The following is a 20,220-nucleotide window of genomic DNA, read 5'->3' on the forward strand; positions in this document are numbered from 1 at the left end:
GCGCGGTATGACTGAGCCGGTCATCACCGGAACATCGGCCGCCGATCCCTCGCGGACCGCCCCGACCGCCCCGACCGCCTGGCCCGCCGACGCCGCGTCACCGGCCAGCGCCGCGCCGCCCGCCGGCGCCACGCCGGACGCGGCGGAGCGCGGCGCCGGCCCGGTCGCCGTGACCGTGCTCGCCATCGGGTTCGGCCTGGCCGCGGTGGCCCAGTACCTGCCGTGGAGCTCCGTCAACCTGCGCGAGGCCGCCATGAGCGACCCGGACATGTCCGCGAGCACCGTGCCGGAGAGCATCGATGTCGACCTGGCCAGCCTCAACAGCGGCCCGGTCGTCGTCTACCTGGGCACCCTGACGCTCGCCCTCGTCGGCATCGGGATCCTGCTGGCGACCCGCGGCGCCGTCCGCCGGGGCGCGGCCGCCGGCGCGCTGGCGATGCTCGCCGGCAACGCCCTGGTGCTCGTCGGCTTCAAGCAGATCATCGACCGGCTCGGCTTCAGCCCGCTGGCGTCGTACCGGCTGCCGGACGACGCGGTGCACATCGGCACCGGCTACCCCCTCGCCGCCGCGGCGACCGCGGTGCTGGCCGCCGGCACGATCATCGCCGTCAGAGGGCTCGGCCGCCTCGGCCGGCGGGCGCCCGCAGACGACCCGCACGACGGCTCGGAGCCGCTCGAGCTCACGGTCACCCCGCTGCACTGAGCGCGAAACACCGCCGTCATCAGGACGTCGTACGTTCGGTTGAGATTTACTCGCATGGTGTGATCCTGGCCGATCGCAGAGGTACGGTTGCTCCCCCGCTGACGCGGAAGGAGCACCGAATGCGGAGTTTGCCCAAGCTCATCGCGACCGACCTCGACGGCACCCTCGTGCGCAGTGACGAAACCGTGAGCGACTACACCCGCGCCGTCCTGGAGCGGGTCAAGGCGGCCGGCATCCATGTCGTGGGCGCCACCGGCCGCGGCCCCAGACTGACCGAGCTCATCCGGTCCGACATCCCCTCCGCCGACTTCCTCGTCATGGGCGGCGGCAGCCGGGTCGTGGACATCCGCGACGCCGACCACCCGGTCGTCCTGCGCGACGAGCGGCTCGACGGCGACGCCCTCGCCGAGGTCCTCACCCGCCTCGAGCACGAGCTCGGCACCCTGTCCGTGCTGGTCGAGGCCGGCGACCACCACGAGGCGCCGCTGTGGGGAGACGCCGACCCGCACTGGCGCTACCCCGACGTCGTCGAGGTCCGGGTCCGCGCCGAATGCCTCACCGGTCCCGTCCTCAAGGGCTTCGCCAGGCACCCCATCTGCGACGTCGACGACGTGCTCACCGTCGCCGAGCGGGTCATCCCACCGGACATGGCCACCATCACCCAGGCCGGCCTCGGCTACATCGAGATCTGCCCGCCCGGCGTCGACAAGGCCAGCGGCCTGCGCTTCGTCGCGACCGCCCTCGGCATCGACCCCGGTGACGTGCTCGTCTTCGGCGACATGCCCAATGACGTGCCGATGTTCCGCTGGGCAGGGTTCGGCCGGGTCGCCGTCGGCAACGCCCACCCGGCCCTCAAGGCGGTCGCGGACGAGACGACTCTCACCAATGACGAAGACGGGGTCGCGACCTACCTCGAAGCTATGTTGAGGTTGTGACGCAGACCCCGCGACTGGTGGCGACGGACCTCGACGGCACCCTCGTCGGCCGGGACCGCACGGTCAGCCACCGCACCGCCGAGGTGCTGCGCCGCCTCGACGCCGCGGGCGTGCTGATCGTGCTGGTCACCGGCCGTCCGATCCGCTGGCTGCATCCCGTGTACGACCAGCTGCCCGTCGCCCCGGTCGCCATCTGCGCCAACGGGGCGGCGACCTACGACCCGGGCACCGACACGATCCTGCACAGCGCCCCGATCGAGCCCGGCACGCTCGCCGAGGTCTGCGAGCGGCTGCGCACCAAGATCCCCGGCGTCGTCTTCGCCGTCGAACGCGACGGCGGCCGCCAGATGCGGCACGAGGCCGAGTTCCCTGTCGGCCCGTGGGAGGTCAACCACCACTCGGTCGGCCCGGTCTCCTACGCCGAGCTGCTGACCCGGCCCGCCGCGAAGCTCCTCGTCCGCGCCGGCGTCCAGCAGGCCGACGAGTTCACCGCCCTGGTCGGCGAGTGCCTCGCGGGCCTCGCCGAGGCCACCAACTCCTCCTCCAGCGGCATGGTCGAGGTCTCCGCCGCCGGCGTCACCAAGGCGACCGCACTGGCCAGGATCGCCCGCGAGCACGCCGTCACCGCGCCGGAGGTGATCGCCTTCGGCGACATGCCCAACGACCTGCCCATGCTCACCTGGGCCGGCCGCGGCGTCGCCATGGCCAACGGCCACCCCGCCGTCCTCTCCGCCGCCCACGACATCACCACCGCCACCAACGAGGACGACGGCGTCGCCGCCTACCTGGAGCAGCTCTACCGCCACTGACGGCCACCTGCCACTGCGTCGGGCGTCGACGGTCTCGGGGAGGGGTGCCGGGCTGATCGGCCGGCCCGCGGCGCCGTGGCGGCTCTGGTCGGCATGTCCTGGCGGTCGACGGCGGCGGTGTTCGGCGGCGTCGGCGGTCTCTCGGGGAGGAGTGCCGGGCTGATCGGCCGGCTCGCGGCGCCGTGGCGGCTCTGGTCGGCATGTCCTGGCTGGTCGACGGCGGCGGTGCTCGGCGGCGTCGGCGGTCTTGGGGAGGAGGCGCCGCGCTGTCGGCCAGGCCGCGGCGCCGTGGCGGTTGGCGGTCAGCATGTCCTGGCCGGTCGACGGCGGCGGTGTTCGGCGGCGTCGGCGGTCTCTCGGGGAGGAGTGCCGGGCTGACCGGTCGGCCCGCGGCGCCGTGGCGGGGCTCTGGTCAGCACGCCTCGGCCGGTCGACGGCGGCGTCGTGGCGGCTCTGGTCAGCACACCTCAGCCGGTCGACGGCGGCGCCGAGTGGCCACCTTGCCGTCGGCGGCAGCGATCAGAGCCGCACGCGAATCCGATCCGGCAACAAGCCAGCAGCGGCCGGGCGGGCCCCGGCCGCTCAGCCGCTCAGCCGCTCGACGCGCGGCCCTCGACGGAGCGTCAGGACGCCGGGCCGCTCCGGGTTGACCTTGGAACCGGGGCGGTGCGCGACTCCAAGGTCAACCGCTCCTACAGGTACTGACCGGTGCCGGTGGGCGTCGGCTGCTGCGCCGGGTGCCCGGGCATCCCGCCCGGTCCGCCGGTGAGCGCCGGGCGGCCCCGCATCTGCTCGAGCTGGACCCTGGCCGCCATCTGCTGGGCGACGAGCGCCGCCTGGATGCCGTGGAACAGGCCCTCCAGCCAGCCGACCAGCTGCGCCTGGGCGATCCGAAGCTCCGCCTCGCTCGGCGTCGAGCCGTCCTCGAACGGCAGCGACAGCCGCTCCAGCTCCTCGCGCAGCTCAGGGGCGAGCCCGTCCTCCAGCTCCACGATCGAGCGGCGGTGGATCTCCTTCAGCCGGCTGCGGCCCGCCTCGTCGAGCGGAGCGGCGCGGACCTCCTCGAGCAACTGCTTGATCATGCTGCCGATGCGCATGACCTTGGCGGGTTGCTCGATCAGCTTGCTCGGGTCCTCCGCACCGCCCTCCTCATCGGTGGACATGGTGCCCAGCGGACGTCCGTCGGGCCCGACCACCAACACGGTGCGCGACTCGTCCTGCGCCTCATCTGCCATGGCCTCTAGTCTTGCCTACCCGTCGTTGGTACGACCACCAAGGGCCCCTGTTGCCACGCTTCGTGACGCGCTAACGTCGCCCCGTGACGAGTGATGCCCGTGAGGTGCTCAGCCGGCCCGCCCGGCCCGCCGACTTCACCCTGCGGTACGGCGAACACCCTGATCAGGTGGCCGACGTCCGGCTGCCGGTCGTGCCGGGCGCACCGCTCGTGCTGTTCCTCCACGGCGGGTTCTGGCGCAGCGAGTGGGATCGCGCCCACGCGGGCCCGCTCGCCGCCGACCTCGCCGACCGGGGCTACGCCGTCGCGACCGTCGAGTTCCGCCGCACCGGGCAGCCGGGCGGCGGCTGGCCCGGCACGTTCGCCGACATCGCCGCCGCCGCGGTCGCGGTGCCCGACCTGCTCGCCAAGGAGCTCGCGCACCGCGGGCTGCGGCCCGTCGCGGTCGACCGGCCGATCCTCGCCGGGCACTCGGCCGGCGGGCATCTCGCACTGTGGTACGCGGCGGTCGCACCCGACGCGGTCGGCGCGGTCGTCGCCCTCGCCCCGGTCGCCGACCTGACCCGCGCGTACGACCTGGACCTCGACGACGGCGCGGTCGCTGACCTGCTCGGCGGCGCGCCGGACCAGGTCCCGGAGGCGTACGCGGCGGCGGACCCGATGCGCAACCTTCCGTCGAAGGTCCGCACCGTCATCGTGCACGGCAGTGACGACCCGATCGTGCCCGTCGCGCTGTCCCGGGACTTCTGCCAGGCGGCCCGCCGGGCCGGCGGCGACACCACGCTGGTCGAGCTGGCAGGTGTGGAACACTTCGCTGTGATCGATCCGTTGTCGGCCGCGTGGCCCGCCGTGCTGGCCGCGTTCGGCACGGTGACCAGGGGCGAGGCCCGGACCACGGATTGACTGTGCGCCGCGATGGCGGTAGAACGCAGCGTGGGTGTCGAGGTTCTCTCGCCGCCGCAAGGGTGCTGGGGAGGAAAAGTACGTGTCCCACCTGAACCGCCGCCAGGCGCTCCGACTCTTCGCGGCCGCGGGCGTGGCAGGCGCGGCCGCACCGTTACTCTCCGCATGCAGCAGCGGCTCCGGCAGCAGCCAGTCCAGCAGCACGCCGCCGTCCGGCCCGCCGGTCAAGATCGGCATGATCGTGCCGCTGACCGGCAGCCGCAAGGACCTCGGCAACGAGATGGACAACGGCTTCCAGCTGTACCTCAAACTGCATGACAACAAGCTCGGCAACCGCGAAGTCCAGCTGGTCAAGGTCGACGAGGGCGAGACCGCCGAGACCGGCAAGGCCGCCGCCGAGAAGCTGATCAAGGAAGACCGCGTCCTGGCTCTCACCGGGGTCGCGTCCGCCACGGCGATGATGGCGCTCAAGGACACCGTCGAGAGCGCCGCCGTGCCGCTCGTCGGGTCCAACGCCTCGCCGGTCGCGCTGCAGGGCGTCAAGTACATCTGGCGCACCTCCTTCGTCGCCAGCGAGCCCGGCCAGGCCCTGGCCAGGTGGACCGCGGACAACGCCGGCGGCTCCGTGGCGATCGTCGCCGCCGATCATCCGGGCGACGACGACGAGGCCAAGGCCTTCCTCGACGCCTTCATCAACGCCAACGGCAGCGTCAGCGGTGGCGGCATCCGCTTCACGCCGTTCCAGTCGAAGGACTTCGGTCAGGTCCTGAACCAGGTGAAGAACTCCGGCGCGACCGCCATGTTCGCCTTCTACGCCGGCGCGTCGGCGGTCGATTTCGTCAAGCAGTACAAGGCGGCGAAGTTCCCGGCGAACTTCAAGCTCGTCGCGCCCGGCAGCCTCACCGAGGGCTACGTGCTCAAGCAGCAGGGCGAGGACGCCAGGGGCATCTACACCTCGATGAACTACTCGCCCGACCTGGACAACGCGGCCAACCGCCGGTTCATCGCCGACTACCAGAAGTCGTTCGGCACGATCCCGTCGACCTACGCGATGGCCTCCTACGACGCCGCCGCCGTGCTGGACAAGGCGATCGGCGACGCGAGCCGGCCGCAGCTGGACTCGTTCTCGCTCAACGCCGCCATCGGCAAGCTCGGCCAGATCGAGAGCCCGCGCGGCGGCTGGCAGTTCAGCCAGAACCGGACCCCGCTGCAGCGCTGGTACCTGCGCCAGGTCCGCCTGGACGGCGCGATGCTGTCCAACGTGCTGACCGCGGAGCTGACCACGCTGGGGTAGTCGCGACGGGTGCCGGGGAGCCGCCGGGGCGGGGTCGACAAGGGGCGCAGGCCTGGCGGAGGATGTGGTTCCGCTCCTCGACGTCGGCAGGCAATGTGACCAACCCCGAACCGGCCGCCGCGGCCCCGGCCGCCGCCCCTTCGACCGAAGCCGCACCGGTCGGCGTCACCACGCCGCCGGCCCCCACGGCGGTCACCGGCCCAGCTCCCGTCCCCGCCGTCACGGACGCAGCGCCCAGCCCGGCGGCGGCTCCAGCGCCAGCCGTCCCTTCGCAGGCCGCCGTCCCTTCGCAGGTGGGCCCTCCCGCGGCCGAGGCCCTGCCCGCTGCGCCGCCCGCCGCGGTCCAGCCGCCGGCCGCGCCGCCCCAGGCCCCCGGTCCCGCTCCGGTGCAGGCACCCTTGCCGGTGGTGCCGCCCGGTGCGCCGGCACAGTTCATCCCGCAGCAGCGCGTGCCGTTCCCGGGCCCCCCACCGCAGGGGATGCCGCCGCAGTACCCGCCGCCGCAGGGGTATCCGGGGCAGTTCGGGGCGGTGCACGTACACCAGCAGCCGCCACAGACATTTCCCAGTTATGCCTACGGGTGGCCGCCGCAACTGCCCCCGCAGCCGCGTCGCAGCTTCCTCTGGCCCGTGCTCATCGCCCTGCTGGTGGTCAGCATGGTCCTCGCCCTCGGCGGGGCGGCGGCGGCCACCTGGGCGCTGCGCGGCGGGGGCGGCAGCGAGACCGAGGTGGTCGCCTCCACCTGGGTCGACATGCGCACCGGGGTCGGCGTCAAGGCGATCGAGGAACTGCTGGAGCGGCACACCCAGGCGGTCAAGAAGAAGGACCTCAACGCCTGGATGGCCGACGTCGAGCAGACCGACGCGGCGTTCGTGAAGCGGCAGAAGCAGCTGTTCGACAACCTGGTCAAGCTGCCGTTCTCCGACATCAGCTTCGACCGGACCCGGTTGCCCGCGCGGCAGCTGGCGAAGTTCCTGCCGTCGCAGCTGTTCGACCGGTACCACGCCGCAGTGCACGTCGAGGCGGTCACCATCCGTCACCGTGTCGAGGGCGTGGACAGCAAGACCGTCGCGACGCCGTGGATGCCCGTCGTGGCGCTGGTCGACGGCAAGTGGCGCATCGTCGGCGACGCGGCCGGCAAGGACATGCCGCTCGGCGCCAACGGGCAGCCGTGGGACTCCGCCGGCCCCGTGGCGGTGCTGCGCAACGAGCGGGTCGTCGCCGTGGTCTCCGCCGACGACGTCGAGCGCGGCCGCACGCTGCTGCAGCACGCAGACACGAGCATCAGGCAGGTCATCGAGGTACGCCCGGCCGGCTGGGACGGCAAGGTCCTCGTCACCGCCGTGCAGGACAAGCGGATCTTCGACACGTACTTCGCCGAGTCGCAGGAGCGCGTCGCGCAGGTGGCGGCGATCGCCGTGCCGTACTACAACCAGGTCGGCGACTGGGCGACGTCGCCGGCGTACAGCTCGACCCGGGTTGTGTTCAACCCGACGCAGCTGACCGCGCAGACCGAGGAGCTCGCGCACGACCTGACGCACGAGTTCGCGCACGCCGCGATGGGCCCCGTGACGACCGCCCGCACGCCGCGGTGGGTGGTGGAGGGGTTCGCGGAATACGTCGCGTACAAGAAGGACAGGGTGCCCCAGGCGGGCATCCGCCAGGCGCTGGGCGACCTGGTCATCTCGACCCTGCCGACCGACGCGGAGTTCTACTCCGAGCCGCGCAACTACATCGCCAGCTGGCTGGCGAACCGGATGATCGCGGAGAAGTACGGGCAGGACAAGCTCATCGCGTTCTACGAGGCGTTCCAGAACGTCGCGGAGGTCGAGTCAGCGGCCCGCGAGGTGCTGGGCATCGGGGTGAGCCAGCTTGAGCAGCAGTGGCGGGACTACGTAGCGAAGCAGCGCGGCTGAGGACTTTCGCCCCCGGCCGCGCCGCTTCGGTGTGCTCGGATTTGCTCGGGTGTGCTGCTTTGTCAGGTGGTCGCCGGCGGGAGGCCGCCGTCGCCGTCCACGACCTGCTCCGGCGTGCCGTCCTCGTCGATGTCACTCATCGTGATGTCGACCTTGCCGTCGCCGTCGGTGTCGAACTGGAACACGTCGGCCTTGCCGTCGCCGTCCGTGTCGATCGCCCACAGGTCGGGCTTGCCGTCGTTGTTCGTGTCGCCGACGAGGAGCTCGATGCGCTGGTCGCCGCGCGTCTCGACGGTCTCGTTCTCGCTCATGCTGCGGGTCCTCTCACGGTCGGGGGAAAACCTGATCCAACGCGGGCCTTACGCCCCCGGCTGGACCTGTCGCGTTCGCGGTTTCGTTACACCGATGGTGCCTTTATGCCCGCGGCGACCAGAGCTTTAATCACCAGCGCCGACTCGTCGAAGCCGACCAGCAGGATCGCGGTCGCCCCGGAGTTCTTGACCTGACCCGCGATCGGCGCGAACAGCTTCTCCGCGTCGGCCTTCGGATCGTAGTTGTCCTTCGCCTCGTACTTGAGGACCTGCATGTTGCCGGGCTTGATGCCGGCGGCGGTGAGGTCGCTGCGGACCCCCTCGGACAGGCCGCTGCCGTACGAGTCGTCCCGGGCGATGATCGCGACCTTGGTGTGCCCGTCCCGCATGATGATGTCGGCGATCGCCTTGGCCTGCAGGACGTCCGGCGGCGACGTACGGAAGAACAGCCCCTTGTCGTCGAACTTCGTCAGCTCGTCCGAGGTCGCCGACGGCGAGATCATCACCTTGCCGGCCTGCGCGACCCGCGGGATGACGGCCTTGCTGACGCCCGACGCCCCGGCGCCGATGATGACCTGGACGTTCGCGGAGATCAGCCGCTCGACGGTCGCCTTCGCGGTCTCGGGGTTGGTGCCGTCGTCACCCTCCTCGACCAGCACCTGCTGGCCGAGCACCCCACCGGCCTCGTTGATCTCCTTGACCGCCAGCTTGGCGGCCGCGAACATCGGCGGCCCCTGGAACGCCAGCGCGCCGGTCTTCGGCAGCAGCAGGCCGAACTTCAGCGCCGGACCCTTCCCGCCGCCCTTGGTGCCGCCGCTGGCCGGCGGCGCAGCCGCCTTGTTCTCGGTCTTCTCGTCGCCGGCGCCGACGAACTCGGTCTTCGCCTCGTCGATGGTGTTGTTGCGGCCGAAGTTGAGCACGCCGTACATCGCGGAGGACGGCTCGCCGGCGTCGGTGAAGCCACTGCGGCGCAGTGAGATTCCCCGGTACTTGAAATCCTTGCCGGACTTGGCGGCCGTCAGGCACGCGGCGATCGTGTCGCACACGTTGTCACCGGTCGTCACGCCGATCAGCTGCTTGGCGATCGACGCGGACTCGACCGACCTGCCGGCCTCCGCGGCCAGCGCGGCCACCACGACGGCGTCGTAGGCCTCGCCCGCGTAGTTGAAGTCCGTGATGCTGCCGTCGATGGACCGGACCCGGCGCTTGAAGTCGTCGCTGAGCGGCGTGAGCGGGGTCGTGCCCTTCATCCCGGCGAGGATCGCCGGCGAGTCCTTGAGCGCTTCACCGAACGAATTGGCCATATTGCCGTCGGAGCCATAGAAGTGAATGTCATTCTTTGTCTCAGTGTCGCCGTCACTCTGCGCGGTGGAACCGCAGCCGGACGCGGTGAGCAACAGACCAATCGCGGTGATTGCTCCCACGATGGCTTTCGCCGACCGTGCGCGCATGAGTGTTTCTCCTCCCCAAAGGTGCCGTGCGCACCTTAGCGCGGTCTGGCCGAGGACTTAAGTGGGGAGGTGGCCGCCGCCGGCGTACCACCCGGTAACGTTGCACGGCATGGAGGACACTGGCGTCACTCAGAGTGACACGCTGCCCGACGGCATGTCGATGCAGGGCTCGCTGGCCGAGCGTATGGGCATCACCCTGGTGGAGGCCTCCCCCGAGCGGGTCGTCGCCACCATGCCGGTCGCCGGTAACACCCAGCCGTACGGCCTGCTGCACGGCGGCGCCTCGGTCGTCCTCGCCGAGACGCTCGGCTCGATCGGCGCGGCCCTGCACGCGGCCCGCCTCTTCAACGGCATCGCGGTCGGCGTCGAGGTCAACGCCACCCACCACAAGGCAGCCCGCACCGGCCTCGTCACCGGCGTCGCCACGCCCCTCCGGCTCGGTGGGATGATCGCCTCGTACGAGATCGCCATCACCGACGAATCGGGCGAGCGTGTCTGCACCGCCCGCCTGACCTGCGCACTCCGCCGATCCTCGGGCGGGTCGTAGTCACCGGTTCGGCACGCACGGCTTGACTGAGCCGCATACGGTGTCGGCGTGGATGAGCCGGGAGACGAGATTCACCAGGACGCCGCCATGGTCCTGGAGTCCGCCCTAGCGGGCGACGGAGCGGGCGTGGTCCACACCTTCGACGCGGTCGTCGACCGCCGCGGGATGAGCGCCGCCTACGACGTGGCGTGGCGCCTCGCCGGCGAGATGGTCGGCGAGAACCTCGCCCGCGGCCCGTGGCGCCTCGAGTTCCCCGACATCGACGACGCCAACTACGACAAGCGCTGGGTCGCCCGTTTCGTCAGCGCCTACGCCAACGAGGACATCCCCAGCGGCACCGCCCTGTTCACCGTCGCCCTGGTCGACGGCAAGCTCCCCGACTGCCTGATGACTCTCGCCGGCTCGGCCGTCGCTACCCTCCGCCGCCGCGGCGCCGCGTAGCGCAATAGCGCACTTGCAGAATCGCATCGAGTGCGATTAGGTTGTGCGTACGTCGTTACCGAGCGTCGCAGCGCCCGAACCCCTGACCGTGTGTCGACTGAGGGGTCCGCGCGGTCGGGTGAACGGGCGGGCGCTCGCCTAGCCAACTGGCCTTGGTGACCCCGGGCGCCCGCCCCCTTTTTCTCGATGCCACGAGGGGGCCGCCGATGCCGTACAACTTTTCTGCACCACAGCGCTTGGACATGGACCGTGCCGTCGGGGCCGGTGGTCGTGGTGGCTTTCTCCGGGGTGTGGTTCGTGACAGCGGCGGGGGTGCCGGGCGTGCGGTGTCGTGCGGTCTGGGCCGTGAAGGCGCGGCCGGCGGGCGTGCGGTGTTGCGCGGTCCGGGCCGTGAAGGCGCGGCCGCCGGCGGTGATTCCCGCGGTCTGCGCAGTGGCGGTGCCGGCGCCGGCGGCGCGGTCACCGACGGTCAGCGCGTGCGGGGGAGCAGCGTCGCATGAGCTCGGTGCACTACTCACAGGTGGCCGCCGACCGGATCGCGGCCGCGAACCACGCCGTCGGCATCCACGTCGAGTCGGCCACCAGCGGCCGGTGCGCAGCATGCGCCCAGCCGATGCCGTGCGCCTTCCGTCGCGCTGCCGAAGGAACGCTGCGCGCCTACGACCGACTGCCTCACCGTTTCCCAGGCCTCACGCTCCGCTCCTCAGGCGTCTTCCCAGGTCTCACGCTCCGTTTCTCAGGCGTCGCCCTCGCCCAACCACCGGCGCGCCCCGGCCCGCCGAGGGCGCAGCGCACGCAGCGCGGCCGGTCGCTCAAGGCGGCGTTCGGCTGGTTCACCGCGGGAGGGTGCGGCGAACCTCTCAACGTGCCATTCAGCCGGCCCGCTTCGGCAGGTCCGACAGCACATCCGCCAGAGCGTCTGCAGCCGTCGTCCCCGGCGGCAGCCATGACGGCGTCAGCGGCGGCCCAGGATCGTCGTCCGGCGCCACCGTGGCATTGTCGTCCGGCACCTCGTCCGCCGGCAGCCTTTCAAACGCCTCATCCGGCACCTCCTCCGCCAGCTCTTCAGATGCCTCATCCGGCAGCCCTTCAGACGCCTCAGCTCTGGCCGCCGCAGCAACATTCGAAGCCGGCCCTGGGCGGGTCTCGCCGAGGATCTGCAGCCGCTGGCGGATCGCCCCGTCCGTCCGTCCCAGCTCAGCGGTCAGGGTCTTGATGGTGGCGCCCTCGCGGAAGCGGCGCACCAGCAGGTCGAGGTCGGCCGGCTCCCACGGCTGACCCCACTTGGACGCCGTCGCCGGCCGCGAGTCGCGTGCGTCGTACGACAGCCAGCCGCTCGCAGGTGTCGGGCTCGGTGGTGAGCCGCCCCCGCGGAAGCCGGCGAGCGCCGACGCGAGCAGCTGCCCGACATCGGCCGCGTCGCCGGTCGGCAGCTCGGCCACGACCTCCGTGAACATGTAGCCGGAGTCCCACCCGACGAGCCGCAGCCCGACCACACCCGAGCCGTCGTCGAACGCGGTCACGTCGTAGCTGCGGAGGTCGAGCATCAGGCGCCGCCGGACGTCGGTGCCCCGGACCGGACGGTTGTCGAAGTCCCAGTCGAAGTCGTTCATACCCGGCACGCTACGACCAGGGTCTGACACTTCCCGAGCAGCGTCATGCACCTGTCACGATCCGTAACGGGCGTGTGGCCAGACGCCTAGCCGTGATCAAACGCAGGTTCGAATCATGGTCGTGACATCCACACTAGGGCCTAGTGGCCACATCTCTCACTCTGGCGTGCCGCGGCGCCGCATCTTCGCCTGTTTCCTGTGTCCACTCGGCCTGCGTGGGGACGTCGGTCAATCCCGTGCCGGTCGCGAGCGGCATACTTGTGATCTTGCTCGGTTGATCGAAGTCGTGTCGTGGTCGTCCGGATGGCCGGGACGCGACTTGGATCATGAGGGTGGTCCGGCTGGCGGGACGGCGACCTCCGGATGCCGCACGCGTGAGGCTGCCGCGCGCCGGTCGCAGGCAGTGCCGGTGGCAACGAACATGGAAGGCTTCCGGGTGGGAGCCCCGGCCGGCCCGCGGCGCAGCCGCGCTGAAGCTCGTGCTGTGGCCAGTGACGTTAGCCGGGTTTCCTGTCGTACCCCGACCCCACCACACCACCGTCGCGCCGCCATTGCATCAAAGGGCGGCGGCGGGGTCGGCTGGTCGGCTAACGCCTGCCCACCACCACGAAGGGGAGCCGCACCGCACGGCGAGGAGCCATAACACCCTCATGGACGTCTAACAGATATCTGATAAGATATCTGCGTGTTGTTCAATCCTCGTGATCGCCTGCTCTACCTCATCCGCATGGTTTCGGGGGCGTTGACCCAGGAGATGGAGCGGGCGCTGCGCCCGGTCCAGCTGACCCAGGTCCAGCTGGGGGTGCTCGTCCTGTCCGGTCTCGACGGCCCTCAGACGGCGGCCGAGCTGGCCCGCCGCTGCGGCGTCACCGCCCAGTCGATGGCAACTGCGGTCAAACAACTCGAAGATCGGGGACTGATCGCACGCAGGCCGCACCTGGACCGAGGCCGCGCCCTGTTGATCGACGTCACCGACGCCGGACGTGACCTGGCCGTGGAAGCGCAGCGCTTGGTGGAGGGCGTCAACGCCAAGGCGCTCGCCCTGCTGCAGCCCGGCGACGCGGACGAACTGCACCGGCTGCTGATGGCCCTCGCGACGGGTCTCGGGTACTCGGCCGGGCGGTGACCCGGGCGGTAACGAGGCCTGCGCGGAAGCGGGGCCGGGCACCCCCTCCAGGCAAGAGTTCCTGACAGAAAGAGACATCCCCCATGGCTACGTTCGCCTTTACCGTCACCATCCCCGAGCAACGGATCCCGGAGTTCCGGGGACTGCTCGCCGAGCTCCGAAACGATCACTCCGGTCTCGTCGAGCGGGCCCGCGCGCTGGGCTACCACCGCGAGCGGATGTTGCTGCAGCCCAACCTGGACGGCAGTGCGCAGCTCATCACCTGTCTGGAGCTGAACGAGGGCGTCGACCTGGCCGACTTCCTGAAGGGCCTCGCGACCTACGAATCGGACTGGACCCGCTCGTGGAACCCGCGGTACGTGTCATTCCTCGGCGGCCGTCCGGCGCTGGCAGAGACGCTGTTCGCCTGGGACGACGACAAGGACTGAACGGGCTGCCCGACAACCTTCGTCGGAGCTGGTACCCGGGCCACTGCCACCAGCGTTGCCACATAACGATCTTGACTGGCCGAATCTGAGCCGTTCCGGGCCGCGGTGAGGCCCGGAACAGGTTGGAGATGAGTGCCGTCGTGCGCGGCCGTTGCCACACGCGTTGCTGCGTCGGATGCTGTCAGGCGATGGCTGCGATGTCGCCATCGTCGAAGTAAATCGCCTGATGGAGGCGTCCACCGAGCGCCGCCGCGAAACGGGCGACCACATCCTGGCCCGACACCTGGCCCTGTTCGATCTGGGACACACGTCCCTTGGTGACGCCCATGCGGTCGGCGACCTCCTGCTGGGTCAGGCCACGCTGCTTGCGGACCTCGGCCAGCCGATGGCCGAGGACGGTCGCGAGGAGTTCCTGCTTACCTGCCGCGACCGCTTCCTCGCCGCCAGCCCGTTCGACATGTTCGGCACGAATGTCGCTCCAGCGCACGTAACTGCTCATCGCTGGTCACCTTCCTCCTGCGCCCGTTCTTTCAAGTAGATCTCATAGCGTTGCTCGGCAAGCGGGATGGCTTCCTGATACCAGGCGTTCCACTGTCCTGCCTTGTCGCCGGCGACCAGCAGGATGCTGGAGCGCCACGGGTCGAAGACGAACAGGATGCGCACCGTGCCGGGACGGAGTTCCTTGAGGTTGGCGACCGTTGAGTGAGCAATGCTGTCGACAAGCGGCCGGCCGAGGCCCGGACCTCCCTCCGCTAATGCGTCGAGTGCCTGGACGACTCGTTCGTGGGTCGCATCATCCAGCGCATCGATCCACTCGCGGACTTCGTTCACGACGTAGATGTCTCACTCCGGTGTGGCCACCCATAGAGTATAGCGAACCCTATACTTCCTGGTCGGCCGAGTTGACCGTCCGCTGTCCGGAAGTCCGGCGTTGCTACATAACGATCTTCGTCACAGATGACGAGCAACAAAGACCCCGACCGGCGTTTCCGCTGGTCGGGGTCTGTAAAGCCCGGCGAAGAGCTTTGTGGGCAGGGGCGGGGTCGAACCGCCGACCTTCCGCTTTTCAGGCGGACGCTCGTACCGACTGAGCTACCTGCCCAAGATGGGCCTTGCGGTCCTGACGGGACTTGAACCCGCGACCTCCGCCTTGACAGGGCGGCGAGCACTCCAACTGCTCCACAGGACCTTGCTCAACTGCTCCGGGCGAACCCGGTCGTGCCCCCAACGGGATTCGAACCCGTGCTACCGCCTTGAAAGGGCGGCGTCCTGGGCCGCTAGACGATGAGGGCGGCCCCGCAATCATCGCATACTCTACGACTTGTGCGGTGTTGCTCCCATCCGGCCCCGCCGGAGGCTTTCAGAGCATACGTGACCCCTTCCGCGATCGCCAAATGGGTATCCATCGTGGTCCGCCAGCCCGAACGCCACGCCGCCTGACGGTCAGGACGCCACGCAAGCAGCAGCCTGCTCAGTTGGGCAGCGCGATAAGGGTGTACCGCTGCTTGAGCTCGGGCAGGAGCGTCTTGTACGCGGCAAGAGTGGCGCTGCGGTCGCCTCCGCCGTCGTGGGAGAGGATGACGCCGCCGGGCTTGGTGTTGTTGCGCACGGTGGCGATGATGTGCTGGGTCATCTGGTCGCCCTTCCACTTCTGGGTGTTCCAGTCCGACGGGTCGACGGTCCAGCCCAGGGAGACCATGCCCAGGTCGCGGGAGACCCGGACCGCCGTGGGGGTGAAGTTGCCGCCGGGGTGGCGGAAGTACGGGATCTGCGCGTCGGGGACGGCCTTGCGGATCTCGTCGTTGGTGCGCTGGAGGTCGGCGCGGATGGTGTCGGCGGACTTCTTGCCGAGCTTGTCGTCGTGCTTCCAGGTGTGGTTGCACAGGGTGTGACCGTCCTTGACGATCTCCTGCACGTACTGGGGGAACTCCTGCACGGCGACGCCGACCACGCAGAACGTGGCCTTGATGTTGTGCTGGCGCAGCATGGCGAGCAGCTTCGGGGTGTCGGCGCTGGGGCCGTCGTCGAAGGTGAGGGCGACCTGCGTGCCGCCGGTCTGGCGCATGATGCCGTCGGAGGAGGCGGACGCCGAGGCCGCGGGGGACGCCGAGGCGGACGCCGGCGAGGACGGGGTGGCGGACGCGGAGGCGGCGGGCCTGCCGGCCTGCGCGGTGGAGTCGCTGATCGGGTGCGCCTCGGTGCCGCCGGTCTGGCCGCTGGCGAAGCCGGACTGTGCCGGAGCACCGTGCCACGACGCCGAGGACGGATCAGTGCCGCCGCAGCCGGCGAGGGCCAGGGCGGCGGCGCTGATCAGCGCTCCCAGGGCGAGGCGGGTGCGGGTCATCGTGGGTGCTCCGGAGGTCGAAGGGTGCGGTGTACGGAAGGCACACGCTAGTCACCGGACGCTCCGGCCAACCTCCGGCGTTCAGCCCATGGCACGAACCCGGGAGTACCTCGGCAAGGGATTTTTACACCTTCAGAGGGGGATTTTTCACGCGATCGCCGCGGTCAGCATGATCAGCGCATCGGTCAGCGACGCGGGGGTGGCCACCCCCGCGGGCAGGCCGGCCACGTCCCAGCCGGGACCGGCGGCGGCGAGGACCAGCGGCCGGCGCGGCGCGGCCAGCAGCGGCTCCAGCTGTCCGGGGTCGCCGGTGGCCCGCAGCTGCGACCACACGAGCACGCCCGCGGGGCCGGTCCGGCGCACGGCGGTGGCCAGGGCCGTCGGCGGCACCCGGGCGCCGAGGATGCGGGTCGGCACTCCGGCGGCGGCCAGGGCCGCGCCGACCGCTTCCACGGGCAGGCTGTGCTGCTCCTCGTCGGCGCAGGCGAGCAGGATCTGGGCGGGCACGGTCGGCTCGGGGCGGGGCACCGCGCCGAACACGGCCGAGACGCAGCCGGACAGCAGGTGCTCGACCTCGACCAGGGCGCCGGTGGCCGCGTGTCGCTCGCCGATGGCGTTCAGCACCGGGCGCAGGACGTCGTCCCAGGCCACGACGACGCCGAGGTCGTGCACGGCGGCGGCGACCCGCTGCCGGACGGCGGGCGCGTCGAGGCGCACCGCGGCGCGGTGCAGCCCGCGCGCCGCCGCGACCAGATCCGGCCGAGCGGACGGGAACGGCGCCGGAGCGCCCCCGGAGGACACGGCACCAAAGCGTCCCTGCAGCGCCCACCGGGCGGCCTCGCTCGGCGCGACCCCCTCGACGATCAGCCGCTGCATCACCTCGAGGCGTTCGATGTCCTGTTCGGTGTACCGGCGGTGGTGCCCCGGCTCGTGCAGCGACGGGCCCATCCCGTACCGCTGGTGCCAGGTCCGCAGGGTGGTCACCGCGACGCCGAGCCGCCGGGCCACCGCGCCCGCCGAGTACGCCGCCGCGGCCGTCATGCCGAAGAGCCCTGCCAGGCCGCCACGACCCCGGCCAGCCAGGGCGCGTACAGGTCCGGTGTCTGCGACAGCCGCGCCGCGAGACCCTCGGCGGTGACCCACTCGACCGCGGCCACCTCGGCCGGGTCGACCGCGAAAGCACCGCCGGCGGAGGCGGTGAACGACCCGACCAGCACGTGGTCGTACTCGTACTCGACCCGCCCGGTGGCCGGGTCGGCGGCCTGATAGACGTACACGCCGACCTCGCGCAACGGCACGGTCGTGACACCGAGCTCCTCGGCCATCCGGCGGCGGGCCGCGTCCGTGACGGCCTCGCCGGGGGCCGGGTGCCCGCAGCAGGCGTTGGCCCAGCGCAGGGCGAACCTGGTCTTCACCGCCGCGCGCTGCTGCAGCAGCACCCGGCCGTCGTCGTCGACGAGCATGACGGAGAAAGCGCGGTGCAGCCGGCCGGGCGCGCGGTGCGCCTCGTCGACCGTGGCCGCGCCGACCGCGCCGCCGACCGTGTCGACCAGCTCCACCAGCTGTTGTTCCCGAGGACTCACGACACCACTCCCGTAATGCGTTGCGCTGCCAGGCGACCTGAGATCAGGACCATCGGCACGCCGACACCCGGCTGGGTGCCCGACCCGACGAAGACCACATTGGACAGTGTGGGGTGGAGGTTGCCCGGCCGGAAGGGCCCGGTCTGGCGCAGCGTGTGCGCCGCGGCGAACGGCGTGCCCGCGGCCATGCCCTGATCGGCCCAGTCGGCCGGGGTGATGAACCGCGAGACCTCGACGGCGTCGCCGAAGCCGATGTACCCGCGCTGCTCCAGCGTTTCGATGAGCTCGCTGCGGTACGTGCCGCTCAGCGAGCCGCGCCAGTCCAGCAGCGGGGCGTTGAGGTTCGGCGTCGGCGCGAGCACGTAGTAGGTCTGGCGGCCCTCCGGCGCCAGCGACGGGTCCGTGTGCGTGGGGTTGGTGACCAGCAGCGACGGGTCGCTCATCAGCCGGCCCTGGTTGATGACCTCGTCGAAGGTCTCCCGCCAGGCCCGCCCGAAGTGGATGTTGTGGTGGGCGATCGCCTGGTACGACTGCCGCGACCCCACGTGCAGCACCACGCACGACGGCGAGTACCGCAGCCGCCCCAGCAACGGGCTGCGCCAGCGCGCCGGGGGCAGCAGGTCCCGGTACGCCACCGGCAGGTCGGGGTTGAGCACGACGGTGTCGGCGGTGAACCGGCGGCGGTCGGCGCACACCACGCCGGTGGCCCGGCCGGCGGCCACGGAGACCGACTCGACCGTGGTGTCGTAGTGGATGGTCACGCCGTGCTTGGTCGCGACGTCGGCCAGGGCGCGCGACACCGCGTGGATGCCGCCCTTGGGGAAGTAGACCCCGGCGACGGAGTCGAGGTAGGCGATCACCGCGTACAGCGCGAGCGCCTGGTGCGGGGCGACGCCCGCGTACATCGCCTGGAAGGAGAAGATCCGCCGGGTGCGCGGGTCCTTGAAGTAGCTGTCCACCTTCGCCTGCAGCCGGCCGAAGCCGCCGCGCCGCACCAGCCGCCACAGGTTGGCGGTGACGAGGTCCCGGGGGCGGTCGAGGTTGCGGTCGATGAAGTCGTCGCGCTCCAGCCGCCACAGCTCCCGCGCGTCGTCGACGAAGCGCAGGTAGCCGTCGGCCTCGCGGGCGCCGCACACCCTGGCGACCTCGCCGGCCATCCGGGCGGTGTCGGCGATGACGTCCAGCGTCGAGCCGTCGGGGAAGTGCGCCCGGTAGGCCGGGTCGAGCCGGGTCATCGGCAGCCAGTCGGCGAGGTCCTCCCCGACGGTGCCGACGAGGTCCTCCAGCAGCGACGGCATGGTCAGCACGGTCGGGCCGGTGTCGAACTCGTAGCCGGATATCGACAGTTTCCCGGCCCGGCCGCCGGGGTAGTCCTCCCGTTCGAGGACGGTGACCTCCCGCCCGGCGGCGGCCAGCCGGATCGCGGCCGACAGGCCGCCCAGCCCGGCACCGACGACGACCACCCGATCGGTCGGTCCTTTCACTACCCGCATCCGGCAAGCGTAGCGTAGGCTCAGGTTTGCGTCGATTGATGCGTCGATTTACGTCAGACTTGGAGGTTCAGCATGGAGCCAGCGCCACTGACCGCCGCCTACGAGCGGTGCCGCGCGCTGCACCGCCACCACGGCCGGACCTACTACCTGGCGACGAGGCTGCTGCCCGCCTGGAAGCGCCGGCACGTGCACGCGCTGTACGGGTTCACCCGCTACGCCGACGAGATCGTCGACCGCTCCGGGGCGATGACCCCGCAGGAGCGGGCGCGCGAACTGGAGGCGTGGGGCCGGCAGTTCGTCCGCGGCCTCGAGGGCGCGCCGACCGGCGACCCGCTCCTGCCGGCGGTCCTGCACACCATCCAGGTGTTCGACATCGACCTGGAGGACTTCCGCAAGTTCCTCGGCAGCATGGCCATGGACCTCACCGTCACCGGCTACGAGACCTACCCCGACCTGCTCGGCTACATGGAAGGCTCGGCGGCGGTGATCGGCACGATGATGCTGCCGATCCTCGAGTCCTCCGACCGCGCCGCCGCCCGCGAGCCCGCCCGCCAGCTCGGCCTGGCCTTCCAGCTCACCAACTTCATCCGGGACGTCGCCGAGGACCTGGAGCGGGGCCGGATCTACCTGCCGGCGGAGGACCTGCGCCGGTTCGAGGTCACCCGCGAGGACCTGCAACGGGCCGCGCGCGAGCGGCGCAGCAGCCAGAAGATCAAGAGCCTGATGGGGTACGAGGTGCAGCGCGCCCGCGCCCACTACGTCGCCGCCGCCGAGGGGATCCCTATGCTCGCGCCGAGCTCGCAGGCGTGCATGCGGGCAGCGTTCCGGCTGTACGGCGGCATCCTCGACGAGGTCGAGGCGCAGGACCACGACGTGTTCGTCCGGCGCGCCACCGTGCCGAAGCTGCGCCGCATCGCCGTCGCGCTGGCCTGCCTGATGACCCGCCCCGGCGCGCCGGTGCCGATCCCGGGCACGCCGTCCGGCGAGTTCGACGAGGTGGCCGCCCTGGCCGGGGTCACGCCGCCGGCCGTGCCGCAGGCCCGCGAGCCCGCCGCCGAGGTGCACGTGCCGGTGGTGCTCGACCTGCGC

The 20,220-nt window shown here is 71.2% G+C and carries 20 protein-coding genes, 3 tRNA genes and 1 pseudogene; 11 read left to right on the forward strand and 13 right to left on the reverse strand.

Annotated features, from left to right (window positions below; genetic code table 11):
• Window positions 1-7 precede the first annotated feature (7 nt).
• The 3 genes from AB0H83_RS28095 (at window position 8) to AB0H83_RS28105 (ending at window position 2,447) form a co-directional block, all read left to right on the forward strand.
• Window positions 8-703, forward strand: a complete 696-nt coding sequence (locus tag AB0H83_RS28095; protein ID WP_360099565.1) for a hypothetical protein — start codon at window positions 8-10, stop codon at window positions 701-703.
• A gap of 119 nt (window positions 704-822) precedes the next feature.
• Window positions 823-1,638, forward strand: coding sequence for an HAD family hydrolase (locus tag AB0H83_RS28100; protein ID WP_360099567.1), 816 nt, complete (start codon window positions 823-825; stop codon window positions 1,636-1,638).
• Window positions 1,635-2,447, forward strand: coding sequence for an HAD family hydrolase (locus AB0H83_RS28105; RefSeq protein WP_360099569.1), 813 nt, complete (start codon window positions 1,635-1,637; stop codon window positions 2,445-2,447). The genes AB0H83_RS28100 and AB0H83_RS28105 overlap by 4 nt, the downstream gene beginning before the upstream one ends.
• 692 nt (window positions 2,448-3,139) lie before the next feature.
• Here the strand turns inward: AB0H83_RS28105 and AB0H83_RS28110 are convergent.
• A complete protein-coding gene (locus AB0H83_RS28110) occupies window positions 3,140-3,682 on the reverse strand; it encodes a bacterial proteasome activator family protein (protein WP_360099571.1) in 543 nt (180 codons plus the stop codon).
• A gap of 83 nt (window positions 3,683-3,765) precedes the next feature.
• Here AB0H83_RS28110 and AB0H83_RS28115 point away from each other — a divergent pair, with 83 nt between their 5' ends.
• The 3 genes from AB0H83_RS28115 to AB0H83_RS28125 all read left to right on the forward strand — a co-directional run bounded on the left by AB0H83_RS28115 (window position 3,766) and on the right by AB0H83_RS28125 (window position 7,794).
• Window positions 3,766-4,584 carry an alpha/beta hydrolase gene (locus AB0H83_RS28115; RefSeq protein WP_360099573.1) on the forward strand — a complete coding sequence of 273 codons (819 nt, stop codon included), beginning with the start codon at window positions 3,766-3,768 and terminating at the stop codon, window positions 4,582-4,584.
• 82 nt (window positions 4,585-4,666) lie between these two features.
• On the forward strand, window positions 4,667-5,878 hold the full coding sequence (locus AB0H83_RS28120; protein ID WP_360099575.1) for an ABC transporter substrate-binding protein: 1,212 nt from the start codon (window positions 4,667-4,669) through the stop codon (window positions 5,876-5,878).
• Window positions 5,879-6,171: 293 nt separating this feature from the next.
• On the forward strand, window positions 6,172-7,794 hold the full coding sequence (locus AB0H83_RS28125; RefSeq protein WP_360099577.1) for a hypothetical protein: 1,623 nt from the start codon (window positions 6,172-6,174) through the stop codon (window positions 7,792-7,794).
• A 62-nt stretch (window positions 7,795-7,856) separates the two neighbouring features.
• Here the strand turns inward: AB0H83_RS28125 and AB0H83_RS28130 are convergent, their stop codons facing one another.
• Window positions 7,857-8,105, reverse strand: a complete 249-nt coding sequence (locus AB0H83_RS28130) for a hypothetical protein (RefSeq protein ID WP_360099579.1) — start codon at window positions 8,103-8,105, stop codon at window positions 7,857-7,859.
• Between the two features lie 86 nt (window positions 8,106-8,191).
• A complete protein-coding gene (locus AB0H83_RS28135) occupies window positions 8,192-9,409 on the reverse strand; it encodes an ABC transporter substrate-binding protein (protein WP_360099581.1) in 1,218 nt (405 codons plus the stop codon).
• 256 nt (window positions 9,410-9,665) lie between these two features.
• On the opposite strand from AB0H83_RS28135, the gene AB0H83_RS28140 reads away from it, so the two are divergent.
• Complete coding sequence (locus AB0H83_RS28140) at window positions 9,666-10,103, forward strand: hotdog fold thioesterase (RefSeq protein WP_360099583.1); 438 nt, start codon at window positions 9,666-9,668, stop codon at window positions 10,101-10,103.
• Window positions 10,104-10,190: 87 nt separating this feature from the next.
• Window positions 10,191-10,544, forward strand: coding sequence for a hypothetical protein (locus AB0H83_RS28145; protein ID WP_360099695.1), 354 nt, complete (start codon window positions 10,191-10,193; stop codon window positions 10,542-10,544).
• Between the two features lie 872 nt (window positions 10,545-11,416).
• Here the strand turns inward: AB0H83_RS28145 and AB0H83_RS28150 are convergent.
• The gene (locus AB0H83_RS28150; protein WP_360099585.1) at window positions 11,417-12,157 is read right to left on the reverse strand and encodes a hypothetical protein; all 741 of its coding nucleotides are present in this window, start codon (window positions 12,155-12,157) and stop codon (window positions 11,417-11,419) included.
• A 685-nt stretch (window positions 12,158-12,842) separates the two neighbouring features.
• Between AB0H83_RS28150 and AB0H83_RS28155 the strand changes: the two genes are divergently transcribed.
• Window positions 12,843-13,283 carry a MarR family transcriptional regulator gene (locus AB0H83_RS28155; RefSeq protein ID WP_360099587.1) on the forward strand — a complete coding sequence of 147 codons (441 nt, stop codon included), beginning with the start codon at window positions 12,843-12,845 and terminating at the stop codon, window positions 13,281-13,283.
• A gap of 83 nt (window positions 13,284-13,366) precedes the next feature.
• The gene (locus AB0H83_RS28160) at window positions 13,367-13,711 is read left to right on the forward strand and encodes a hypothetical protein (RefSeq protein WP_360099589.1); all 345 of its coding nucleotides are present in this window, start codon (window positions 13,367-13,369) and stop codon (window positions 13,709-13,711) included.
• 181 nt (window positions 13,712-13,892) lie between these two features.
• Here the strand turns inward: AB0H83_RS28160 and AB0H83_RS28165 are convergent, their stop codons facing one another.
• The 9 genes from AB0H83_RS28165 to crtI all read right to left on the reverse strand — a co-directional run bounded on the left by AB0H83_RS28165 (window position 13,893) and on the right by crtI (window position 19,131).
• Window positions 13,893-14,210 (reverse strand): helix-turn-helix transcriptional regulator, encoded by a 318-nt coding sequence (locus AB0H83_RS28165; protein ID WP_238014155.1) that lies wholly within the window; start codon window positions 14,208-14,210, stop codon window positions 13,893-13,895.
• A complete protein-coding gene (locus tag AB0H83_RS28170) occupies window positions 14,207-14,551 on the reverse strand; it encodes a type II toxin-antitoxin system RelE/ParE family toxin (RefSeq protein ID WP_360099697.1) in 345 nt (114 codons plus the stop codon). Before AB0H83_RS28170 ends, AB0H83_RS28165 begins: the two co-directional genes overlap by 4 nt.
• Before the next feature lie 188 nt (window positions 14,552-14,739).
• A tRNA-Phe gene (locus tag AB0H83_RS28175) sits at window positions 14,740-14,813 on the reverse strand.
• A gap of 13 nt (window positions 14,814-14,826) precedes the next feature.
• Window positions 14,827-14,900, reverse strand: a tRNA-Asp gene (locus AB0H83_RS28180).
• A gap of 30 nt (window positions 14,901-14,930) precedes the next feature.
• Window positions 14,931-15,003 (reverse strand) — tRNA-Glu (locus tag AB0H83_RS28185).
• Between the two features lie 179 nt (window positions 15,004-15,182).
• Window positions 15,183-16,055 (reverse strand): polysaccharide deacetylase family protein, encoded by an 873-nt coding sequence (locus tag AB0H83_RS28190; RefSeq protein ID WP_360099591.1) that lies wholly within the window; start codon window positions 16,053-16,055, stop codon window positions 15,183-15,185.
• 147 nt (window positions 16,056-16,202) lie between these two features.
• Window positions 16,203-17,096 (reverse strand): MerR family transcriptional regulator, encoded by an 894-nt coding sequence (locus AB0H83_RS28195; protein WP_360099593.1) that lies wholly within the window; start codon window positions 17,094-17,096, stop codon window positions 16,203-16,205.
• Window positions 17,093-17,638, reverse strand: a complete 546-nt coding sequence (gene idi / locus AB0H83_RS28200; RefSeq protein ID WP_360099595.1) for an isopentenyl-diphosphate Delta-isomerase — start codon at window positions 17,636-17,638, stop codon at window positions 17,093-17,095. The genes AB0H83_RS28195 and idi overlap by 4 nt, the downstream gene beginning before the upstream one ends.
• A complete protein-coding gene (gene crtI / locus AB0H83_RS28205; protein ID WP_360099597.1) occupies window positions 17,635-19,131 on the reverse strand; it encodes a phytoene desaturase family protein in 1,497 nt (498 codons plus the stop codon). The genes idi and crtI overlap by 4 nt, the downstream gene beginning before the upstream one ends.
• Window positions 19,132-19,203: 72 nt before the next feature.
• Between crtI and AB0H83_RS28210 the strand changes: the two are divergent.
• Window positions 19,204-20,103: pseudogene (locus AB0H83_RS28210) on the forward strand (phytoene/squalene synthase family protein); the annotation flags it as partial.
• Window positions 20,104-20,220 lie beyond the last annotated feature (117 nt).

Source organism: Dactylosporangium sp. NPDC050688 (assembly GCF_040654515.1).
In the GTDB taxonomy this organism is placed as follows: domain Bacteria; phylum Actinomycetota; class Actinomycetes; order Mycobacteriales; family Micromonosporaceae; genus Dactylosporangium.